This window comes from Clostridium sp. 'deep sea', assembly GCF_014931565.1.
Classification (GTDB): domain Bacteria; phylum Bacillota; class UBA994; order PWPR01; family PWPR01.
This window is the reverse complement of record NZ_CP063353.1, coordinates 2203393-2220526: the sequence shown is the minus strand read 5'-3', so window position 1 is coordinate 2220526 and position 17134 is coordinate 2203393. Positions and strand designations below refer to the sequence as shown.

Annotated in this window: 19 protein-coding genes and 4 tRNA genes; 19 read left to right on the top strand and 4 right to left on the bottom strand. The window is 34.5% G+C overall.

From position 1 onward, the window contains the following. Nucleotides 1-131: 131 nt before the first annotated feature. From IMX26_RS10315 to IMX26_RS10305, 3 genes are read left to right on the top strand one after another with little or no spacing between them, the layout of a single operon-like run. Entirely contained in the window at nt 132-854 is a 723-nt protein-coding gene (locus IMX26_RS10315) for a hypothetical protein (RefSeq protein WP_195158302.1), read from the top strand. 57 nt (nt 855-911) lie between these two features. After that, complete coding sequence (locus IMX26_RS10310) at nt 912-1610, top strand: hypothetical protein (protein ID WP_195158301.1); 699 nt, start codon at nt 912-914, stop codon at nt 1608-1610. Nucleotides 1611-1629: 19 nt separating this feature from the next. Then, complete coding sequence (locus IMX26_RS10305; RefSeq protein WP_195158300.1) at nt 1630-2367, top strand: hypothetical protein; 738 nt, start codon at nt 1630-1632, stop codon at nt 2365-2367. Between the two features lie 535 nt (nt 2368-2902). Here the strand turns inward: IMX26_RS10305 and IMX26_RS10295 are convergent. After that, nucleotides 2903-3409, bottom strand: coding sequence for a gamma carbonic anhydrase family protein (locus tag IMX26_RS10295; RefSeq protein WP_195158298.1), 507 nt, complete (start codon nt 3407-3409; stop codon nt 2903-2905). Nucleotides 3410-3638: 229 nt separating this feature from the next. Between IMX26_RS10295 and rpsF the strand changes: the two genes are divergently transcribed. From rpsF to IMX26_RS10230, 13 genes are all read left to right on the top strand, one after another. Next, nucleotides 3639-3926: a 30S ribosomal protein S6 gene (rpsF, locus tag IMX26_RS10290; RefSeq protein ID WP_195158297.1), complete on the top strand. Its 288-nt coding sequence runs from the start codon at nt 3639-3641 to the stop codon at nt 3924-3926. 11 nt (nt 3927-3937) lie between these two features. After that, on the top strand, nt 3938-4435 hold the full coding sequence (gene ssb, locus IMX26_RS10285) for a single-stranded DNA-binding protein (protein WP_195158296.1): 498 nt from the start codon (nt 3938-3940) through the stop codon (nt 4433-4435). 14 nt (nt 4436-4449) lie between these two features. Beyond that, complete coding sequence (rpsR, locus tag IMX26_RS10280) at nt 4450-4683, top strand: 30S ribosomal protein S18 (RefSeq protein WP_195158295.1); 234 nt, start codon at nt 4450-4452, stop codon at nt 4681-4683. 406 nt (nt 4684-5089) lie between these two features. Next, nucleotides 5090-5410, top strand: a complete 321-nt coding sequence (locus tag IMX26_RS10275) for a MazG-like family protein (protein WP_195158294.1) — start codon at nt 5090-5092, stop codon at nt 5408-5410. A gap of 4 nt (nt 5411-5414) precedes the next feature. After that, nucleotides 5415-6356 carry a DUF2232 domain-containing protein gene (locus tag IMX26_RS10270; RefSeq protein ID WP_195158293.1) on the top strand — a complete coding sequence of 314 codons (942 nt, stop codon included), beginning with the start codon at nt 5415-5417 and terminating at the stop codon, nt 6354-6356. Beyond that, the gene (gene rplI, locus IMX26_RS10265; protein WP_195158292.1) at nt 6353-6799 is read left to right on the top strand and encodes a 50S ribosomal protein L9; all 447 of its coding nucleotides are present in this window, start codon (nt 6353-6355) and stop codon (nt 6797-6799) included. Before IMX26_RS10270 ends, rplI begins: the two co-directional genes overlap by 4 nt. A 101-nt stretch (nt 6800-6900) precedes the next feature. Continuing rightward, nucleotides 6901-8820 (top strand): Lon family ATP-dependent protease, encoded by a 1920-nt coding sequence (lonC, locus tag IMX26_RS10260; protein ID WP_195158291.1) that lies wholly within the window; start codon nt 6901-6903, stop codon nt 8818-8820. 3 nt (nt 8821-8823) lie between these two features. Continuing rightward, on the top strand, nt 8824-10155 hold the full coding sequence (gene dnaB / locus IMX26_RS10255) for a replicative DNA helicase (RefSeq protein ID WP_195158290.1): 1332 nt from the start codon (nt 8824-8826) through the stop codon (nt 10153-10155). Between the two features lie 100 nt (nt 10156-10255). Further along, entirely contained in the window at nt 10256-11632 is a 1377-nt protein-coding gene (locus tag IMX26_RS10250) for an NAD(P)/FAD-dependent oxidoreductase (protein WP_195158289.1), read from the top strand. Between the two features lie 336 nt (nt 11633-11968). After that, nucleotides 11969-12044 (top strand) — tRNA-Lys (locus tag IMX26_RS10245). Between the two features lie 23 nt (nt 12045-12067). Continuing rightward, nucleotides 12068-12142: transfer RNA gene (locus IMX26_RS10240), tRNA-Glu, on the top strand. A gap of 3 nt (nt 12143-12145) precedes the next feature. Further along, nucleotides 12146-12221: transfer RNA gene (locus IMX26_RS10235), tRNA-Val, on the top strand. Between the two features lie 7 nt (nt 12222-12228). Then, nucleotides 12229-12306, top strand: a tRNA-Asp gene (locus IMX26_RS10230). Between the two features lie 274 nt (nt 12307-12580). On the opposite strand, the gene IMX26_RS10225 is transcribed toward IMX26_RS10230, so the two are convergent. Further along, nucleotides 12581-13024 carry a DUF134 domain-containing protein gene (locus IMX26_RS10225; RefSeq protein WP_195158288.1) on the bottom strand — a complete coding sequence of 148 codons (444 nt, stop codon included), beginning with the start codon at nt 13022-13024 and terminating at the stop codon, nt 12581-12583. Between the two features lie 213 nt (nt 13025-13237). Here IMX26_RS10225 and IMX26_RS10220 point away from each other — a divergent pair, with 213 nt between their 5' ends. The 3 genes from IMX26_RS10220 to IMX26_RS10210 are packed head-to-tail and all read left to right on the top strand — an operon-like array spanning nt 13238 to nt 16164. Next, a complete protein-coding gene (locus IMX26_RS10220; RefSeq protein ID WP_195158287.1) occupies nt 13238-14116 on the top strand; it encodes an RNA methyltransferase in 879 nt (292 codons plus the stop codon). Nucleotides 14117-14158: 42 nt separating this feature from the next. Next, nucleotides 14159-14893, top strand: a complete 735-nt coding sequence (locus IMX26_RS10215) for a LytTR family DNA-binding domain-containing protein (protein WP_195158286.1) — start codon at nt 14159-14161, stop codon at nt 14891-14893. Further along, nucleotides 14875-16164, top strand: a complete 1290-nt coding sequence (locus IMX26_RS10210; protein ID WP_195158285.1) for a GHKL domain-containing protein — start codon at nt 14875-14877, stop codon at nt 16162-16164. Before IMX26_RS10215 ends, IMX26_RS10210 begins: the two co-directional genes overlap by 19 nt. A 48-nt stretch (nt 16165-16212) precedes the next feature. On the opposite strand, the gene IMX26_RS10205 is transcribed toward IMX26_RS10210, so the two are convergent. Together IMX26_RS10205 and IMX26_RS10200 are read right to left on the bottom strand one after the other, a co-directional pair. Then, a complete protein-coding gene (locus IMX26_RS10205; RefSeq protein WP_195158284.1) occupies nt 16213-16356 on the bottom strand; it encodes a hypothetical protein in 144 nt (47 codons plus the stop codon). Beyond that, nucleotides 16340-16942: an accessory gene regulator B family protein gene (locus IMX26_RS10200; RefSeq protein ID WP_195158283.1), complete on the bottom strand. Its 603-nt coding sequence runs from the start codon at nt 16940-16942 to the stop codon at nt 16340-16342. The genes IMX26_RS10205 and IMX26_RS10200 overlap by 17 nt, the downstream gene beginning before the upstream one ends. Nucleotides 16943-17134 lie beyond the last annotated feature (192 nt).

Genomic DNA, 17134 nt, shown 5'->3' with positions numbered 1-17134 from the left:
TACTATATTATATACACTACTGTTTATTAAAAGATACTGAGATTATAAAGGTAATGAATAATCTTGTCAAGCAGGATAAGTAAGTTTTGTGTATAATAATGCTATATATTAATATATCAGGAGATAAACATATGCCATTTAATGTAGTTAACAAACAAGGTAGCCATTTGGGAATAATTTTAAAAAAGCAAAACTTTGATGAAGATAATATTAAAATAAAAGATAAAGACTACTATTTAGTAGCTTTAACAGATATTAAAGTAGCTGATTTATGTGATATTAACAGCATTAAAAAGATTTGGGCTAAAAGGTGTAATATACTTAACTCTAACGGTTTATATAGTGATAGTAACTTACAAGAATACATAATGAAACAATCTATAAGATTCTTTGATAAACATGTTAGTTATGAAGAGGCGCTTAGATTAATGCATTTAAAATTTGAGTGGGATTACTCAGCAAAAAAAATACAGCAAGAAAATATAAATATTAAAGGCTATACTATAATTAAGTCTCAGCAGTCTATAGTTAAAGACAATAAGATTATAATAGATTTACCAAATCAAGAACCCATTAAAAGTAAATTTGGTAATAGTTGCATTGCAACAATAATAGAAGAGCCCTTAATTAGTAAATATACAAAGTCAACTTTGAACTCTTTAGGTATGGACCATACTGAATATGTACTTAAGTGTGGAGAAGTAGAAATGAAGCTAACTCTACCTTATTTAATTGATAAAGCCGTTATAGGAGATAATGTTCACCTTATTTTTAAAGGCTTAATCTTAAATTCAGTTTTAATTAAAGGTATTTATTACGAATTAAAAAAGACCTCCTTAAATTTTTTTGGGTAATGATTAACTTTTCTACTTAAAGGGTAAATATAACTAATAACCATTAGGAGGGTAGCTATGGCTTTTAATGTAGTTGATAAACAAGGCAATCATATTGGTATAATTTTAGGCAAGTGTAAGTTCTCAATAATTAACGAAGACAAACAAGAAAACACTTGGATTTGTGCCCTAACAAATTATAAAGTAGAGGATTTTATTTACGAATTAAATGATATAAAAAAAATATGGGCAGATCGATGGAATCTTGACATAAAAAGAAGTGCCGATGATATAAAAGTATTTAGCAGAAAAATAGATCAGCTTAGTAAAATGTATCAAGTAGAGCATTTACAAGAAGAAGAAAAACTAAGGTATATGCATACAAAAAGTAAATGGTTAATAACGGTTAATGAAATAAAACAGAAGCTTAAGGCAAAAAGCTTGCTTCTGATAGACCCTTTAAAAGCTGAAATAAAGAATAATAAATTAATAATAGCTACAACAAACATATTCAATGAGCCAACATTCCCTGATTTAACTACTGTTTACGCAGAGTTAATAGCTCCAGTTCAATCAGTGTCTTATTATAAAGATAATAGTAGTATAGGTGGTCGATATGAAGTTACATTGCAACTTAAAAGTGGCAATGTAAATTTTAATTATAAATTTCCGTTCCCTATTACTAATGTTAAAGTAGGAGATAATGTTCAATTATTATATGATAATGGCTATTTAGTAGCATTGTATATAAAAGATATCTTATACAAATTACTGTAATTAAATAGGAGAATAATATATGGCTTTTAATATAGTAGATCAAAACGATAATCACAGAGGCATAGTATTAGGTAGGTTTAGTTTCGACAGTGACCTAGTAGAAAAAGACTGTAATATATTGTGGGTTGCTGGTTTAACAAAGTATCGAGTAGAAGATTTTGGCTTAGATTTATATCACTTAGAGCAAATTTGGGCTGAAAAGTGGAAGTTAAAAGATGATTATGGTATTAATAGTAAAAGATTTAGTGAACGTATTAAAAACATGACAAAGGTTCATAAACGTGAGGAACTAAACTATGAAGAACAGTTGAGGTTTTTACATACTTGGCACAGCTGGAAAAAAATGAAGGAAGATATTGAGCAAAAAATAGCTCCCTACGGATATATATTAATAAACCCCATGTTAGCCACCATAAAAGATAATAAAATGGTGGTGGATATGCCACATGAATACCCTGAGCCAGTTAAAGACAAAGGTATTAGTCCGGTATACTTAAAAATATCAGAACATCCTGTTTTAAAAGTTAGCCTAATATATAATGATAGAATGCGTGAAAAAATACCTATATATTCAACTAAAGTTACCTCTAAAAGTGGCAACTCAATGTTCAGTTTAAGCCTACCATTTGCTATTACTAATGCTAGAAAAGGTGACTTTATTCAGCTATTTTGGCATGAAAAAGAATTGTCAGCTGTTTTTGTAAATGGATTATTTTATGAAGTGGAGAATAAAGCATTTAACTTTTTTGGATTTTAGGCTCATTAATTAGCAAGTTTATACTAAAAAAAATAAAATACACTTTTACTTATGCTATTATTAGGTTAAAATAATACCGACCTCAATAATCGAGAGGGGGGAAAAGGATGAAAATTACAAAGGACATGACAATTCAACAGGTACTAGAAGTTGACAGAAGAGCAGCAGCAGTGTTTATGCGTCATGGTATGTTTTGTATTGGTTGACCTGGCGCTGCTAGTGAAAATTTAGAGCAAGCTGCCATGGGTCATGGCATAGAATTAAATGCTTTATTACAAGACTTAAACGCTTTATTAGAAACAGAAGCGTAGAAATACTTAAAAGCTCGCCTTGGCGAGCTTTTTATACTGTGAAAGTAAAAAGTAAATATGTTAATCAAAAATAATTTTTTCGTATTTTATATTCCTCCTAATATTAACCTAAAACCGCAAGCAAAGCGCAGCCTACCCCGTAGCCTATAGGCTACCCACCCCGTTGGCAAAGCCAACCCAAACCATACCCAAAAAACTCCCCTAAGGGAGTGCATTTTGGGTATCTACTTATAGTTTTGCTGCCATAGCTCTCGATAATTTATAGCGTGTTTAATTAAATCTTCTACCTCTTCTTTACTAACTGTTTTAATCACCTTACCAGGTACCCCTACTACTAATGAGTTTGCAGGTATAACTTTGCCCTGTGGTATTAAAGCATTGGCGCCAACTATGCTGCCTTCGCCAATAACAGCTCCGTTTAACACTGTAGCATTCATGCCAATTAAAACATTATCTTCTATAGTGCAACCATGTATAACAGCCGAGTGCCCTATAGTAACATTATTACCAATAGTTGTTTTAAAATTAGTTTCTGAATGAACCACACTACAGTCTTGAATATTACTATTTTTTCCAACATAAATACTATTAACATCGCCTCTTAAAACTGCATTATGCCAAACGCTACTTCCCTCTTCCATAATTACATGCCCAATAACTAAAGCTCCGGGTGCTATAAATGTATTATCGTTAACCTTAGGTAAAATATCTTTGAAAAGTAAAATACTCATTCAGAATCCTCCCTTTATATTTGCCGTCATTATAACATTAAAATATAGTGAACACTAATCATAAATATTGCTAATTAAAAGCAATAAGGGAATAATTAATAATTGTTAAAGTTATAGTAATAAATAATACTGTTATAGGTTGTGAAGTTTAAAACAGTATGATATAATTCAAATTTGTAGACCCTGCTCTGTACAGCAGAGCCACAGTCCATAGGGAGGAGGAAAAAGAATGCGCAAATTCGAAATTATGATGGTATTAAGGCCAGACCTTGATGATGAGCAAATTCGTGCAGTTGTTGAGCGTTTTGTTAACATCATTACCGATCATGATGGTGAAGTTACAGCGATTGAACCATGGGGTAAGCGTCGTTTAGCTTATGAAATTAATGATTATAAAGATGGTTTTTATGTTCTTATCAATTATGAAGCAGATGGTAGCTTTAACAATGAGTTAGAGCGTAACTTCCGTATTGTTGATACTGTAATTCGTCATATAATTGTTCGTCAGGAAGCTTAGGGGTGAAATAAATGCTAAATACAGTAGTATTAATTGGTCGATTAACTAGAGACCCAGAGTTGAGATATACATCACAAGGTACTGCAGTCACTAACTTTGGTATTGCAGTTGATCGAGGTTACAAAACTCAAGGGGATCAACAAACCGCTGATTTTTTTAATATTGTATGCTGGAACCGCTTAGCTGAAATAGTTGCTCAATATATGGTTAAGGGTCGTTTAGTGGCAGTTCAAGGCCGACTTCAAAGTCGTACAGTTGATCGTGATGGTCAAAGACGTACTTATGTTGAGGTTGTGGCTAGTACTGTACGCTTCTTAGAGCGACCAACACAGTCAAATTTTGATGAGGGACATCATTCAGATTTTGCTACTAGTGAGCCACCAGCGGGTTATGGTCAATTTCAACCAAACCCACCACAAAAAAAACAACAGCCTTCGGGCGCGGCTCCTGAGCAAAAGCATTATAAAGAAATGAATTTCGAAGTTGAAGATGATGACCTACCATTCTAAAAGGGAGTGAAAACATGGTTCGAAGACATCGTGGTAAGCGTTCTCGCCGTCGTGTTTGCAGTTTCTGCGTAGACGGAGTTAAAGCTATTGATTATAAAAATGTAGATAAATTACGTAGATATTTATCAGACCGCGGTAAGATTCTACCAAGAAGAGTTACAGGTACTTGTGCTCATCATCAGCGTATGATGACAAGCGCAATTAAACGAGCTCGCATGGTAGCATTATTACCATACGTTATTGATTGATATATAGAATTAAAGGGTTATCTCATAGCAAAAGCTAATGAGATAACCCTTTTTAGTGCAAAAAACTACTCTCATGCATTTAGTGGTTTATAACATAGTATTAAAATTAATAATTAGTTGCTTAATAATTATCAATATTGTTTACATAACATAATCTTTACGTTAAAATTAATTACTTATTGGAATTTAGCATAAAAAACATTGCACTTTAACACTTAAAATCATAGTTATTTGCCAAAATTTAATAATTAACAGTATAATGTAATACAAAGATACATAGTGTCGATAGATTATACATATTGACATTATAAGTCACCCCTAATACTAGCGTATTAATTACAGGCAGGATTAACAAACTGCTAATGCGAAAAGTTCACTTACACAATAAACTAGGGGTGGTTACTGAATGTTAGAGAGTAAAAAGAAAATAAACATAGTTCGTGGTTTAAAAACAATTGAGTGGTTAAAAAATCAAATTCTCAACAGTGTTGCATCTGTTTTTGTGTCGTTAGCTGAGGGCTGTATAGAAAGCTCTATTAACGCGATTGCAGATATAATAATAAGCTGTTATTTACTTGCTAAAAAACTAAACATAAACTTTAATCAGCTAGAGTCTGTAATTGAAGAAAAAGTGCGTTACGGCAGAGAACATAGACATAAAATGGAGCAAAACTATGGAGATATAAGCGAACTATTATACTACTTACGTTCTCGACAAAAGGAGTGATAACTTGCAAACCAAAGCCTTAACAGAATCATCACTATTAACAGCTTTATTTGTTATATTGGCGATGGCAACAGTTTATATACCAGCTTTATCAGCGATATCTTTATTGTTACTATCATTGCCACATGCCTTTATATCATATAAACATGGTGTAAAAACAGGTATAATATCTTTGGTTGTAAGTAGTTTTTTATTAGTACTACTAATGGATATAGTAACAGCATTTACAACTGTAACTATGTTTGCATCAGTGGGGGTAGCCCTAGGTGCAGGGGTTAAAAAACTCTCTGCCGGAAAAACAATAATGTTGGGTGCAGTTGTTGGTGGAATATCTTTTGCAATTTTAATTACTGTAGTAGCTTATTTTTTAAAAATAGATATCTACGGGGATACAATTAAAATCTATGAGCAGTCTTTAAAAGCAATATCCGAGAATGGTTGGTTAGCTAAGGCATTAAAAGGTGTAGACTATAGCCAAATAGAAAACATGTTGCAATTAGCAAAAGGAGTATTAAAACCTAGCTTGGTATTAGGTGTAGGCTTTATGGTATCCTACATCAACTATAAAATGTTTCAAATAGTTGGGGCTCGGTTTAAAATAAAAGTTCCTCGCATGAAATCATTATTTGAGTGGACCTTTCCTGTGTGGGTGGGGGTAGTTTTTGTGTTAGGCAATATTTTAGTATTGTTTGGTGCAAACAATAACCTGCTTTACAGTATAGGTTTAAACATTCACATAGTTTTTCAGTGGCCTGTTATATTGCAAGGAATGTCCTTAATGATAATGTTTTTTTCAAAGTATATTAGGTCAAAGATCTTTTTTATACTTTTAATAATTTTAGTGTTTATGAACCCGTTATTACTAAAAATAGTAAGCTTTGTAGGTTTATTCGATATGTTATTTAATTATCGTAGTTTTGTATTAGAGAAAGGAGACAAAAAATGAAAATAATTTTACTTAAAGACGTTAAAGGTTTAGGCAAAGCTGGTGAGGTTAAATCAGCCTCAGATGGTTACGTTAGAAACTTCTTATTTCCCAAAAATTTAGCTATGGAAGCTACAAAAGCAAACTTAAAAAACCTTAAACGCAAACAGGAAAACGTAATTAAAAAAGAAGAACAAAAACATAAAGAAGCTCTTGAGTTAGGAAAAAGCTTGGAGCAAGCAAACATTGTTATAGCTGTTAAAGCAGGTGAAAACGGCAGATTATTTGGCTCTGTAAATAGCAAGGACATTGCAGATGCCTTAAAGGAAAAAGGTATAATTGTAGATAAACGAAAAATAGAGTTAACTGATAGTATAAGGCAATTAGGAGAATACAAAATACCAGTAAGAATTTATAAGGAAACCCTGGCTTCTGTTACATTAACAGTAAAGAGTCAGAAATAACAGTATTTAAATGGTATTTATAGATTAAAGTATATATTTCTAAATTACTAAAAAAAGAATAAAATAAGTTTAGGGATATATGAGCAAATGGGGGAGTTAATATGCAAAATTTGCGTAATAAAGTGCTAAAAATTTTTAGTGCTCAACCAAACAAACAAAAAAATAAAGATAATTCAAAATTACAACATAGAATAAATGCGTTGTATGCAATACTAAAAAATCTTTATGGACCGGAGCAACTAGTAGCTAAAGCACATCAGCTTAAAGCAATAGATTTAGTTAATTCAAAAAACCCTACTGAGCAAATTTTAGGGTTAGAACGATTAATATATAATAATGTAAACTTTAACAAAAAACGTCAAGCAAGCGAATACGATAAAGTACTTGGGGAACTAGAACAGGCACTAGCTGAAATTGTTGCTTACCGAAAGGTAGAAGAAACCATAGAACGCAGAGTGCAAGAGGTATTACAGGAGCGTCAAAAAAAATACGTTCAGGACATACGAAAAAAAGTACTTGCAGAAAAAGATGGACCCGAAACCGAATACACACGTACGCGTTTAGAGCAATTAGAAAAGCTAGAAGAGCGTAAATTGGCAAGGTCTGCTACCGAAATAGTTAGACCCCAAGCTGTAGAAGAAATAGTTGGTCAAGAGGCAGCTGTTAAGGCCTTAATGTCACGTTTATCTTCTCCGTTTCCACAGCATATGATTTTATATGGCCCACCTGGAGTAGGTAAAACAACAGCGGCACGTTTAGCTTTAGAGGCTGCTAAAAAACTAGAAATAACACCATTTGGTCAAGAAGCCCCATTTTTAGAGATAGATGGCACTACTCTACGTTGGGATCCGCGTGGCATAACAAACCCACTCTTGGGTTCTGTTCATGACCCTGTTTACCAAGGTGCGCGTCGTGACTTAGCCGAGGTAGGAATACCTGAGCCAAAGCCAGGCTTAGTTACAGAGGCTAGTGGTGGGGTGTTGTTTATTGATGAAATTGGCGAAATGGACCCTGTATTGCAAAATAAATTGCTAAAAGTACTAGAAGATAAAAGGGTGTTTTTTGAGTCATCATACTTCGATTCGGAAAACCCTAAAGTCCCAGAGTATATTAAAAAGCTATTTAAAGAGGGCGCGCCAGCAGACTTTGTATTAATCTCTGCTACAACCAGACGCCCTCATGAAATAAACCCCGCAATAAGATCAAGGGCTGCCGAAATATTCTTTAGCCCATTAGATAAAACAGATATTTGTCAAATAGTAAAAGATGCAGCTGACCGATTACAGGTAAGCTTAGAGGCTGGGGTAGCCGAGCTTATTAGTGAGTATACAATAGAAGGACGTAGGGCAGTTAACCTCCTGATAGATGCCTATAGTATGGTTGCTTATCAGGCTGGTAGACAAGAAAACCTAATAGTCACAAAGCAGCATATGCAAGACATTTTGCAGGCTGGCAGACATACCCATTATGTAAGATTTAAGGCCAGTGACAAACCCCGAATTGGTCAGGCTATTGGTTTAGGTGTTTATGGATACCTCGGCTCTGCAATGGAGATTGAGTGCGCTGTATTTAAGGCTGCTACTGCTGGTAAAGGGCAGGTGCGTTTTAATGAAACAGCTGGAAGCATGGCCAAAGATAGTGTATATAATGCCGCAGCTGTATTACGAAAATTAAATAATATTGATTTAGCTAATTACGATGTGCATGTAAACGTAATAGGTGGCGGTAATATTGACGGCCCTTCGGCAGGTGTTGCTATTGCCCTAGCACTGTATAGTGCTTTAACTGGTCAACCACTACGCCAAGATGTAGCAGTTACAGGTGAAATCTCTATTCAAGGACATGTGAAGCCAGTAGGTGGAGTTCAAGAAAAAATATATGGTGCTCGTCAGGCCGGCATAAAAAAAGTACTAATACCTGCTGATAACGAAATGGAAGTACCCACTACCCCTAGTGATGTAGAGGTTATATTTGTAAGTGACTTTGCACAAGCATTACCCGAAATTGTGGTGGAGGGATAAAACATGGCAGAGCCTGTTCAACGTATACCACCCCAAAACAGCGAGGCAGAGCAATCAGTACTTGCTGCAATGTTAGTAGATAAAGAATCGCTTTTAACAGGCATAGAAAAACTATTGCCTGAGTATTTTTATAAAGACAATCATCGCCTTATATTTAAGGCGATGATTGAGCTTGAAGAAAACAATCAAGCTGTTGACATAATTACCCTAATTGAGCAGTTGCGTAAAAAAAAGCAGCTTGATGATGCTGGGGGTATTATCTACTTAACAGAAATGAGCTCCTTAGCTCCATTAGTAGGTAATGTAACCGAGTACTGCAGAATAGTGCACGAAAAAGCCATGCTTAGGCATCTTATAACCATAGCTCGTGAACTAGCAGACGAAAGTTTTTCTAATAACGAATTTGATGACATATTAGATAATGCCGAAAAAAAACTATTTGAAATAAGCCAGCAACGAGATACCCGTAGTTATCAAGAAATAAAAGACGTAATTAAAGAGACATTTGCCAGCATTGAAGAAAGCTTTAGAAATAAAGGTAAAATGACTGGTTTAAGAACAGGCTTTACCGACTTTGATGACATGACAAATGGGCTACAGAAAGCAGCACTAATTATAATAGCAGCTCGCCCATCTATGGGTAAATCTGCCCTCATGTTAAATATGGCTCAAAACATAGCACTACGTGAAAAGACTGGCGTAATGATATTTAGCTTAGAGATGCCTAACAACCAATTAGTGCATCGTATGTTATGCTCTGAGGCTAAAATAAACTCCATGAGGGTTCAAAAAGGCTTTATTGAGGAGAATGAATGGGGTAAACTTAGTAAAGCTGTTGCTATGCTTGGAGATTCTCCTATCTATTTTGATGATACCCCTGGTATCTCAATTTTGGAACTGCGAAGCAAAGCCCGTAGGCTAAAATCCGAAAAAGATATTGGCTTAATAATTGTTGACTATTTACAGCTTATTACAACCCCCAATAAAAACGAGAGCCGTCAGCAGGAAATAGCTTATATTACTCGTCAAATAAAAGAGCTAGCTCGGGAGTTAGATATACCTATAATTGCCCTTGCTCAGCTTAGTCGTGCTGTAGAATCACGCCAAGATAAACGGCCCATGTTAAGTGACCTGCGTGAATCAGGAGAGATTGAGCAGACAGCCGACATAGTATCATTTATTTATCGTGATGACTACTACGACCCGGATAGTGAAAACGCTAATATAGCCGAAATAATAATTGGCAAAAACCGAAACGGTCCTACTGGCAGAGTTGAATTAATGTTTGCTAAACACCTAGGAAGATTCGAAAATCTCTCTAAAAGAGATGACTAAGAGCAAAATATGCTATAATGATTGATGGTACTGTTAGGTACCATTTTTTTATTTTAAACAAGCTAAAACAATTAAGAAACTAAAAATGGGAGTGGCTCAAATGAAAGAATACGATGTAATAATAGTTGGAGCAGGTCCTGCTGGTATGTTTGCTGCCCTAGAACTAATTCGTAAAGACCCTAGTAAAAAAATAATCATGCTCGAAAAAGGCAACGATATAAATAAACGTGTTTGCCCTGTAGCAGAATACGATAAAACATGTGCAAATTGTAAAAACTGCTCTATCACGTCTGGTTTTGGCGGAGCAGGAGCTTTTAGTGATGGTAAACTCACTTTAACTACTCGCTTTGGTGGTATGTTAGGAGAATATATTGGCGATAAAGAGCTTTCACAGCTAATAGAGTATGTTGACCAAATATACCTAGAGTTTGGTGCAACAGATGAGGTTTTTGGTGATGAAAATGATCCTCGAATCGAAAACATAAAAAGACAAGCCGCCGCCGCAGAGCTTTTGCTAGTACCAGCCCGTATAAGACACCTTGGTACAGAAGAGTGTTATAAAATAATACAAAAAATAAGAGTATGGTTGGGCAAACATATAGAGATAATTACCAACTGCGAGGTTAAACATATACTCGTTGAAGATAATAATTTTAGGGGCGTAGAAACAACCGATGGTACAGTTTACAGCTCTAATAACGGAATTATAGTTCCTGGCCGTGATGGTGCTGATTGGTTTGCGGGTGAGGCTAAAAGACTAGGCTTAAAGAGCATCGTAAACCCTGTAGATATTGGTGTAAGAGTAGAGGTGCCTGCCGAGGTGTTTAGCCATATTACAGATATAGTTTATGAATCTAAGTTTATATTTTACAGCCGCCAGTTTGATGATCGCATAAGAACATTTTGCATGAATCCTTACGGAGCAGTGGTTGTAGAGAACAATGACGGGCTTATGATAGTAAATGGTCATAGCTATCAAGAAAAACGCACTGCAAACACAAATTTCGCCCTTTTAGTAAGCAAAACTTTTACAGAGCCATTTAAAGAACCTTTAACCTATGGTAAATACGTGGCTAAGTTAGCAAATATGCTAGGCGGTGGCGTAATAGTACAAAGACTAGGTGACTTACAAGATGGCAGAAGAAGTACCAAGGCCCGTATAAAGCGGGGTTTAGTTCAGCCAACCCTAAGCGATGCCACCCCAGGTGACTTAAGCCTAGTATTGCCACATCGCCATGTAGTAAGTTTACTAGAGATGTTAGAGGCTTTAGATAAGGTTGCTCCAGGTGTAAACTCAAGGCATACCCTACTCTATGGTGTAGAGGTTAAATTCTACTCTAATAGAATACAGCTCGATAGCGAACTAAGAACTCAAATTAAAGGCATGTGGGCAGCGGGTGATGGCGCAGGCATAACCAGAGGTCTTGCTCAAGCCTCAGCGGCTGGTATAGTAGCAGCGAGATCAGTGTTAAAGTAAAACTTAACTTAAAACTAAAATAGTTAATTAAAGGGCAGATATTATACTCTGTCCTTTTGTAATACCTTTAACACACTTTAAGATAAAGTACAGCATTAAAATAGCAATTTAAAACAGTAATATAAGTGTTAAGAATAGCCCCCTAAACACGCCCAATTATTTCTTTTTATAAAATTTTAATTTAACCCTTGACAATTTGCTATTTAGTCACTAAAATAACAAGTGCACTTTTGAAAAACAGCATAAATTGCAACACAAATTTAGAAATAATAAAAAAAATATTTCAAAAAAAATGTTGACAAATTTAACTGCATGCTGTATCATTAGTTCTCGCGTGGGTCATTAGCTCAGTCGGTAGAGCATCCGCCTTTTAAGCGGGGTGTCGTTGGTTCGAATCCAACATGACCCACCATTTTTATTATTAAAGCCTATAAAGGCCCCATAGTGAAGCGGTTAACACAACAGCCTTTCACGCTGTAGACACGGGTTCGAATCCCGTTGGGGTCACCATGGGGGCGAATAGCTCAGTTGGGAGAGCACCTGCCTTACAAGCAGGGGGTCACAGGTTCGAGCCCTGTTTCGCCCACCAAAAATGTGGAGTCGTGGTCTAGATGGTTTAGGATGCCGGCCTGTCACGCCGGAGGTCGCGGGTTCGAGTCCCGTCGGCTCCGCCAAATAAAAAATCAGCAACCTGAGGGTTGTTTTTTTGTGTTTAAATAAACTTAATAATGGGGGGTAACACCCTTGTAGTGAACGACCTCAGTGTCGTTCAAGTTAAACAGCAAACGTATTCATAAAATAAGTTATTAAGTTACCTTATATACTAAAATTATGGCGAACAATTACGCGAAGCTCACCACGCGAATAAAATGAGCACACTACGTGGTTTGTAAACAAACCACACTGCACACGAAGAGCCAGGCTCAAGTACACAACAAAGGAACGCCTTTAGCGTTCCTCTCTATTTTTAAACCTTCTGCCTTGTCTTCTCTGTCTTCTACGTGGTAAATCCGAGTTAATATCTTCACTTCCACAGCTGGGGCAGTTGTTTCTATTGCTTTCTTGCCAATTATCATGACAATGATTACACCTTTTGCGTTGGGGTTCATGGGTGTAGTTGCCACCACTAATTTTAATTGGTAAGCCAAAACAAATTGCCTCTGCCACTTTTCCTCGTGCTTCTTTAATAATACGCTGTAACGTACCACGTGAAACCCGCATAAAGTCAGCACACTCTATTTGATCTAACCCTTCATAGTCTGCAAGCCTTAGAGCCTCAACTTCTTCTAATGAAAGCTCTATATAACTATTATCTTCTTGTATATTTTTAGGAAAAAACTCCTTATTTTCAGGAATATATCCAATACGCCTTGGCTTAGTTGGTCGTGGCATATAATCACCTCATACCTATTTTACCTTATAATAAAAAAAAATCATAGTTGGTGTTCTGCTAATTTTGTTAAAAAATGTAAACTAAAATTGATAATATTATGAAAAAAATAATTATCTTTAGCCTATAAAAAACTTTAATTTACAACACTTTATATTTCAAAAATACAATAACTGTGTTACTATAGGCTTACTATTTAATGTGAGGTGTAAATCATGCAAGGTGATTGGTCTCAATACACTGACGAGCAACGTTATCAAGCAATATTAAATAAATACGAAAATAAAGCTCACTTAGCAGGAAAAACTCATGATTCTATAAAATTTGTAAGGGCTTTACGTAAAAACAAAAAACAAAGTTCACCAAATTACTACCATGTAATACTAGAGGGCTTAAGTGTTTTAGAGGCAGCTCTGCGTTACCAAATAGAGCTTACAAACTTGTTTATTTGCCCTACTGATATATATTCTTCTTATGCCCGTAACACCCTAGAGCAGGCAGCAAATAAAGCTTTGAACTCATTTATTGTAACCAAAAAAGTATTTCAATTAATTAGTGCCAAAGATAACTCTAATGGTTTATTGGCAATTGCCAAAATACCTAAAAACCAGTTAACAGATATCCTAAAAAATAAACCTCAAATAGTAGTAGTGCTTGATGGTTTAGAAACCCCAGGTAACATTGGCTCTATTATAAGAACAGCTGACGCCATAAATGCGCAGGCTATTATAATTACAAATCGCAAAGCAAAACTGTATCACCCTATGATGGTTCGTAGTAGTAGAGGGGCTTGCTTTAAATACCCCATAATCGACACAACTGTCGAGCAGGCTAGCGAGTTTTTATTAAGCCATAATTATGAGCTAGTATTAGCAGATACTGATGCTACTGAGTATCACTATGAGCATCAATATAGCCAGCGTGTAGCGCTTATTATGGGTAGTGAAAGGTTTGGCATAGCTAATGATTGGTACAAGCCTCAGCACAGTAAAATTGCTATTCCTATGTATGGAGATTGTGATTCACTTAACGTAAGTGTGGCTACCTCAATACTTCTATATGAAATCCGTTTAAAGCTGAATAAATTAAAGTAAGCAACAGATAAAAATAGTGCAGCTACAACTAGGAGCAGGATTTTGATAAACATTTGTCGAAATTTGTACGCAGTGGTTATAGAGTTGGTATCTCTTCATGAATATCCAGCCAAGGTGGTATTAGCTACCTCCGAAACAACCGAAATAAAAGCATTTTTAGCAAGCGATATAATACACCGTAAAAAAGGTGAGGCAACAGTATATTTACTAGATATAGATTTAAATCAACAAGACACAGGGCTTGATTTAGCCCATAAAATTAGAACAGATGACCCCAATGCTTACATAATATTTGTAACTATAATGCAAAAGCATATGAGAGACGCCTTTAAGTATAAGGCCTTTGATTTTGTCATTAAATCACATACCGAGAGCATGAAAGAAGATTTACACACAGTATTTCAGCGTTTAGTTCATGACTACCAACAATGGAATGAAGATGGACATAGACCTAAAAGACTTAAATTTACGAGTTTAAGTCGCAACATTTCCATAGCAGTGAGTGAATTTATTGGTATAAAAAAAGATGGCAAAACGTATTCCACCTATACTACACAGGGTGTGTTTCGTTATTTTAAAACACTAAAAACCGTAATGGAGCAACTAGAGAATTACCCTAACATCGTAAGATGTCACGAAAGTGCTATAGTCAACCTCGACCATGTTTTAAATATAGATAGAGATAAAAAAATAATATATTGCAGAAATGGATCAGAGTTTCCCGTAGCTAGGAGAAGAATGAATGAGGTGTTGAAGCGATGGCAGTCAGAGTTATAGAAGCATTATTTTCTTGTATACTAGCAATTTTATATTTTAAAATTATAAATGTTATAACAGGGATTGTGATTAAAAAATCTACATATTGGTACTCAGTTTTTCTTCTATGGTTAATTAGTATTGTTATTACTATATCTACTAATCAATTTACTTTATTGAGAATACCATTAATATTTATATCATATTTAATTGTTAGTAATATTATTTTTTATAAAGCGCTATTTTCTATACTGTTTTTTTGTACTCTTGTGCAGTTTATTCCAAGTATTCTAGTAGACAATATCATTTACTATATTGTAACAGGTCTTAACTTATCAGTTAATAAAACAAATGTTATCATATTTAAATTATTATCAAACCTAAGTTTAGTTGGGATAATTTATTTAGCTCTAAGAATAGCACGGTATTTAATTAATAAATATGGTGGAGTTAAGAGAGCAGAAAACTTAACATCGTGGAACAAATATCTTTTTATTACTTATATATTATTAGCTTCAAACATTTATATGATTTCAATGTATCAAATAGATAAAGCTCAAATAGAAAAGTATATATGGTTAATACCATTAACTTTTTTAATAGTTGTTTCATTTTCTGCATATTCTCAGTACTTGGTGAAGGCAAAAGAATACAAAAATAGCCAGTTGCATTATTATTTAAATACAATGTCGAAACTCTCAAATGACATAAAACAGTTTAAACACGATTTTAATAATGTATTAATAAGTTTATATGGCTTAGCCGAAAAAGAAGAGTGGCAGGATTTAAAAGAAAGATTACAAGAACTTCAAGGATCTAAAATTACCCAGTATTCAAGTGAGATTGAGGCAATGGTCAATATTCGTGAGCCAAGCTTAATTAGTTTATTGGCAGCAAAAATGTTTTATGCTAATAACCATAAAATTAGCTTTTTTATTGAGGCTCCACATATTATTAATAAAATGCCTATTAAGGGCACAGATTTTATAAGGATTGTAGGTATATTATTAGATAATGCTATAGAAGCTGCTAAGCAATGTAGCGAGCCAGAGGTTGGGGCAATATTTTTATCATATAATGATTATTTTGAGTTAATAATCACCAATAGCATTAGCAATAATAACCTAGAGGTAGCGGCTATTGATAAAGATGGATATTCAACAAAAGGAATAGGTAGGGGAACTGGGTTAAGTAGTTTGGCTTCAATGTTAGAGAATTACATGCCAGTAGAGTGGAATACAGTAGTTAAAAATAATAAATTTATGCAGTGTATTGGCTTTAAAAGAAAGTAAGTTGGAGCAAGCTCCAACTTAAATATAAGGATGAAAGCAACTTAATTACTATTCTTCAATAATTAGTGATTTAGGAATCTTTGGTTGATCCCAAACCGAAATTAGTGTAGCTGCACTAGAAGAGGCAGCAAAAAGCACACAAAGTGCTGTTAAAGCTGATATAATTAATGATTTTTTAAACAATTTCTTCATAATGTTCTCCTCCTAAGGTATTAGTTAGCTTATAAGCCAAAGGGGTAACCATTATGCTTTCTACAAAAATAGATAGTAAAATTGCATTCTGTAAAACAGGTCTCATAAAAAATGCTATTGTAGTAAACACAATTGCAAATATAACAGATAGTGTTTTTAACTTACGCTTATGTTTTATTCCCCGAATTGGCTTATTTGCAACATCGGCTGGTGCAAAAATAGCGATTAAAACTATTGCAAATACAGCCATACTGATAAGTATCATAAATGGTATGTGGATATGTATAGCAGCAAAAGATACTCCAAAATATATAGCTGTAGTAGTTACCAAACAGGCTAAAGACGATTCTGCGTGTATGCCTCCAGCAAAAGATCTTACAAACAAAAAGGTAATAATAACCGTAAGTATCTCTGGAGTCATTTTAAGTATAATCGAGAGTATAATGATGAAAGAGATTTTGGTTATAAAAGTATAAAAACAATGAAAACCATACTCTAATTCAGCTACCCTAGTTTCACTTAAATCGGTATTTTGTGTTTTAATTTGTGCTATAACCCACTTACAAAGGTTTTCTCTCAACTTCATTGGTTTCATCCTTTACTTAATTTTCTATAAATTAAGTATACCATGAAGTATTAAAACACATTTAAAATCTATAATAAAAATTTTTTTCCTAACACATTTGTGCATTAAATCTATATTCATTTTATATTAAAAACACTGTAAATACATAAATAATTGCTAATTGGTCATTATAAAAGCCTAATCGGTATCATA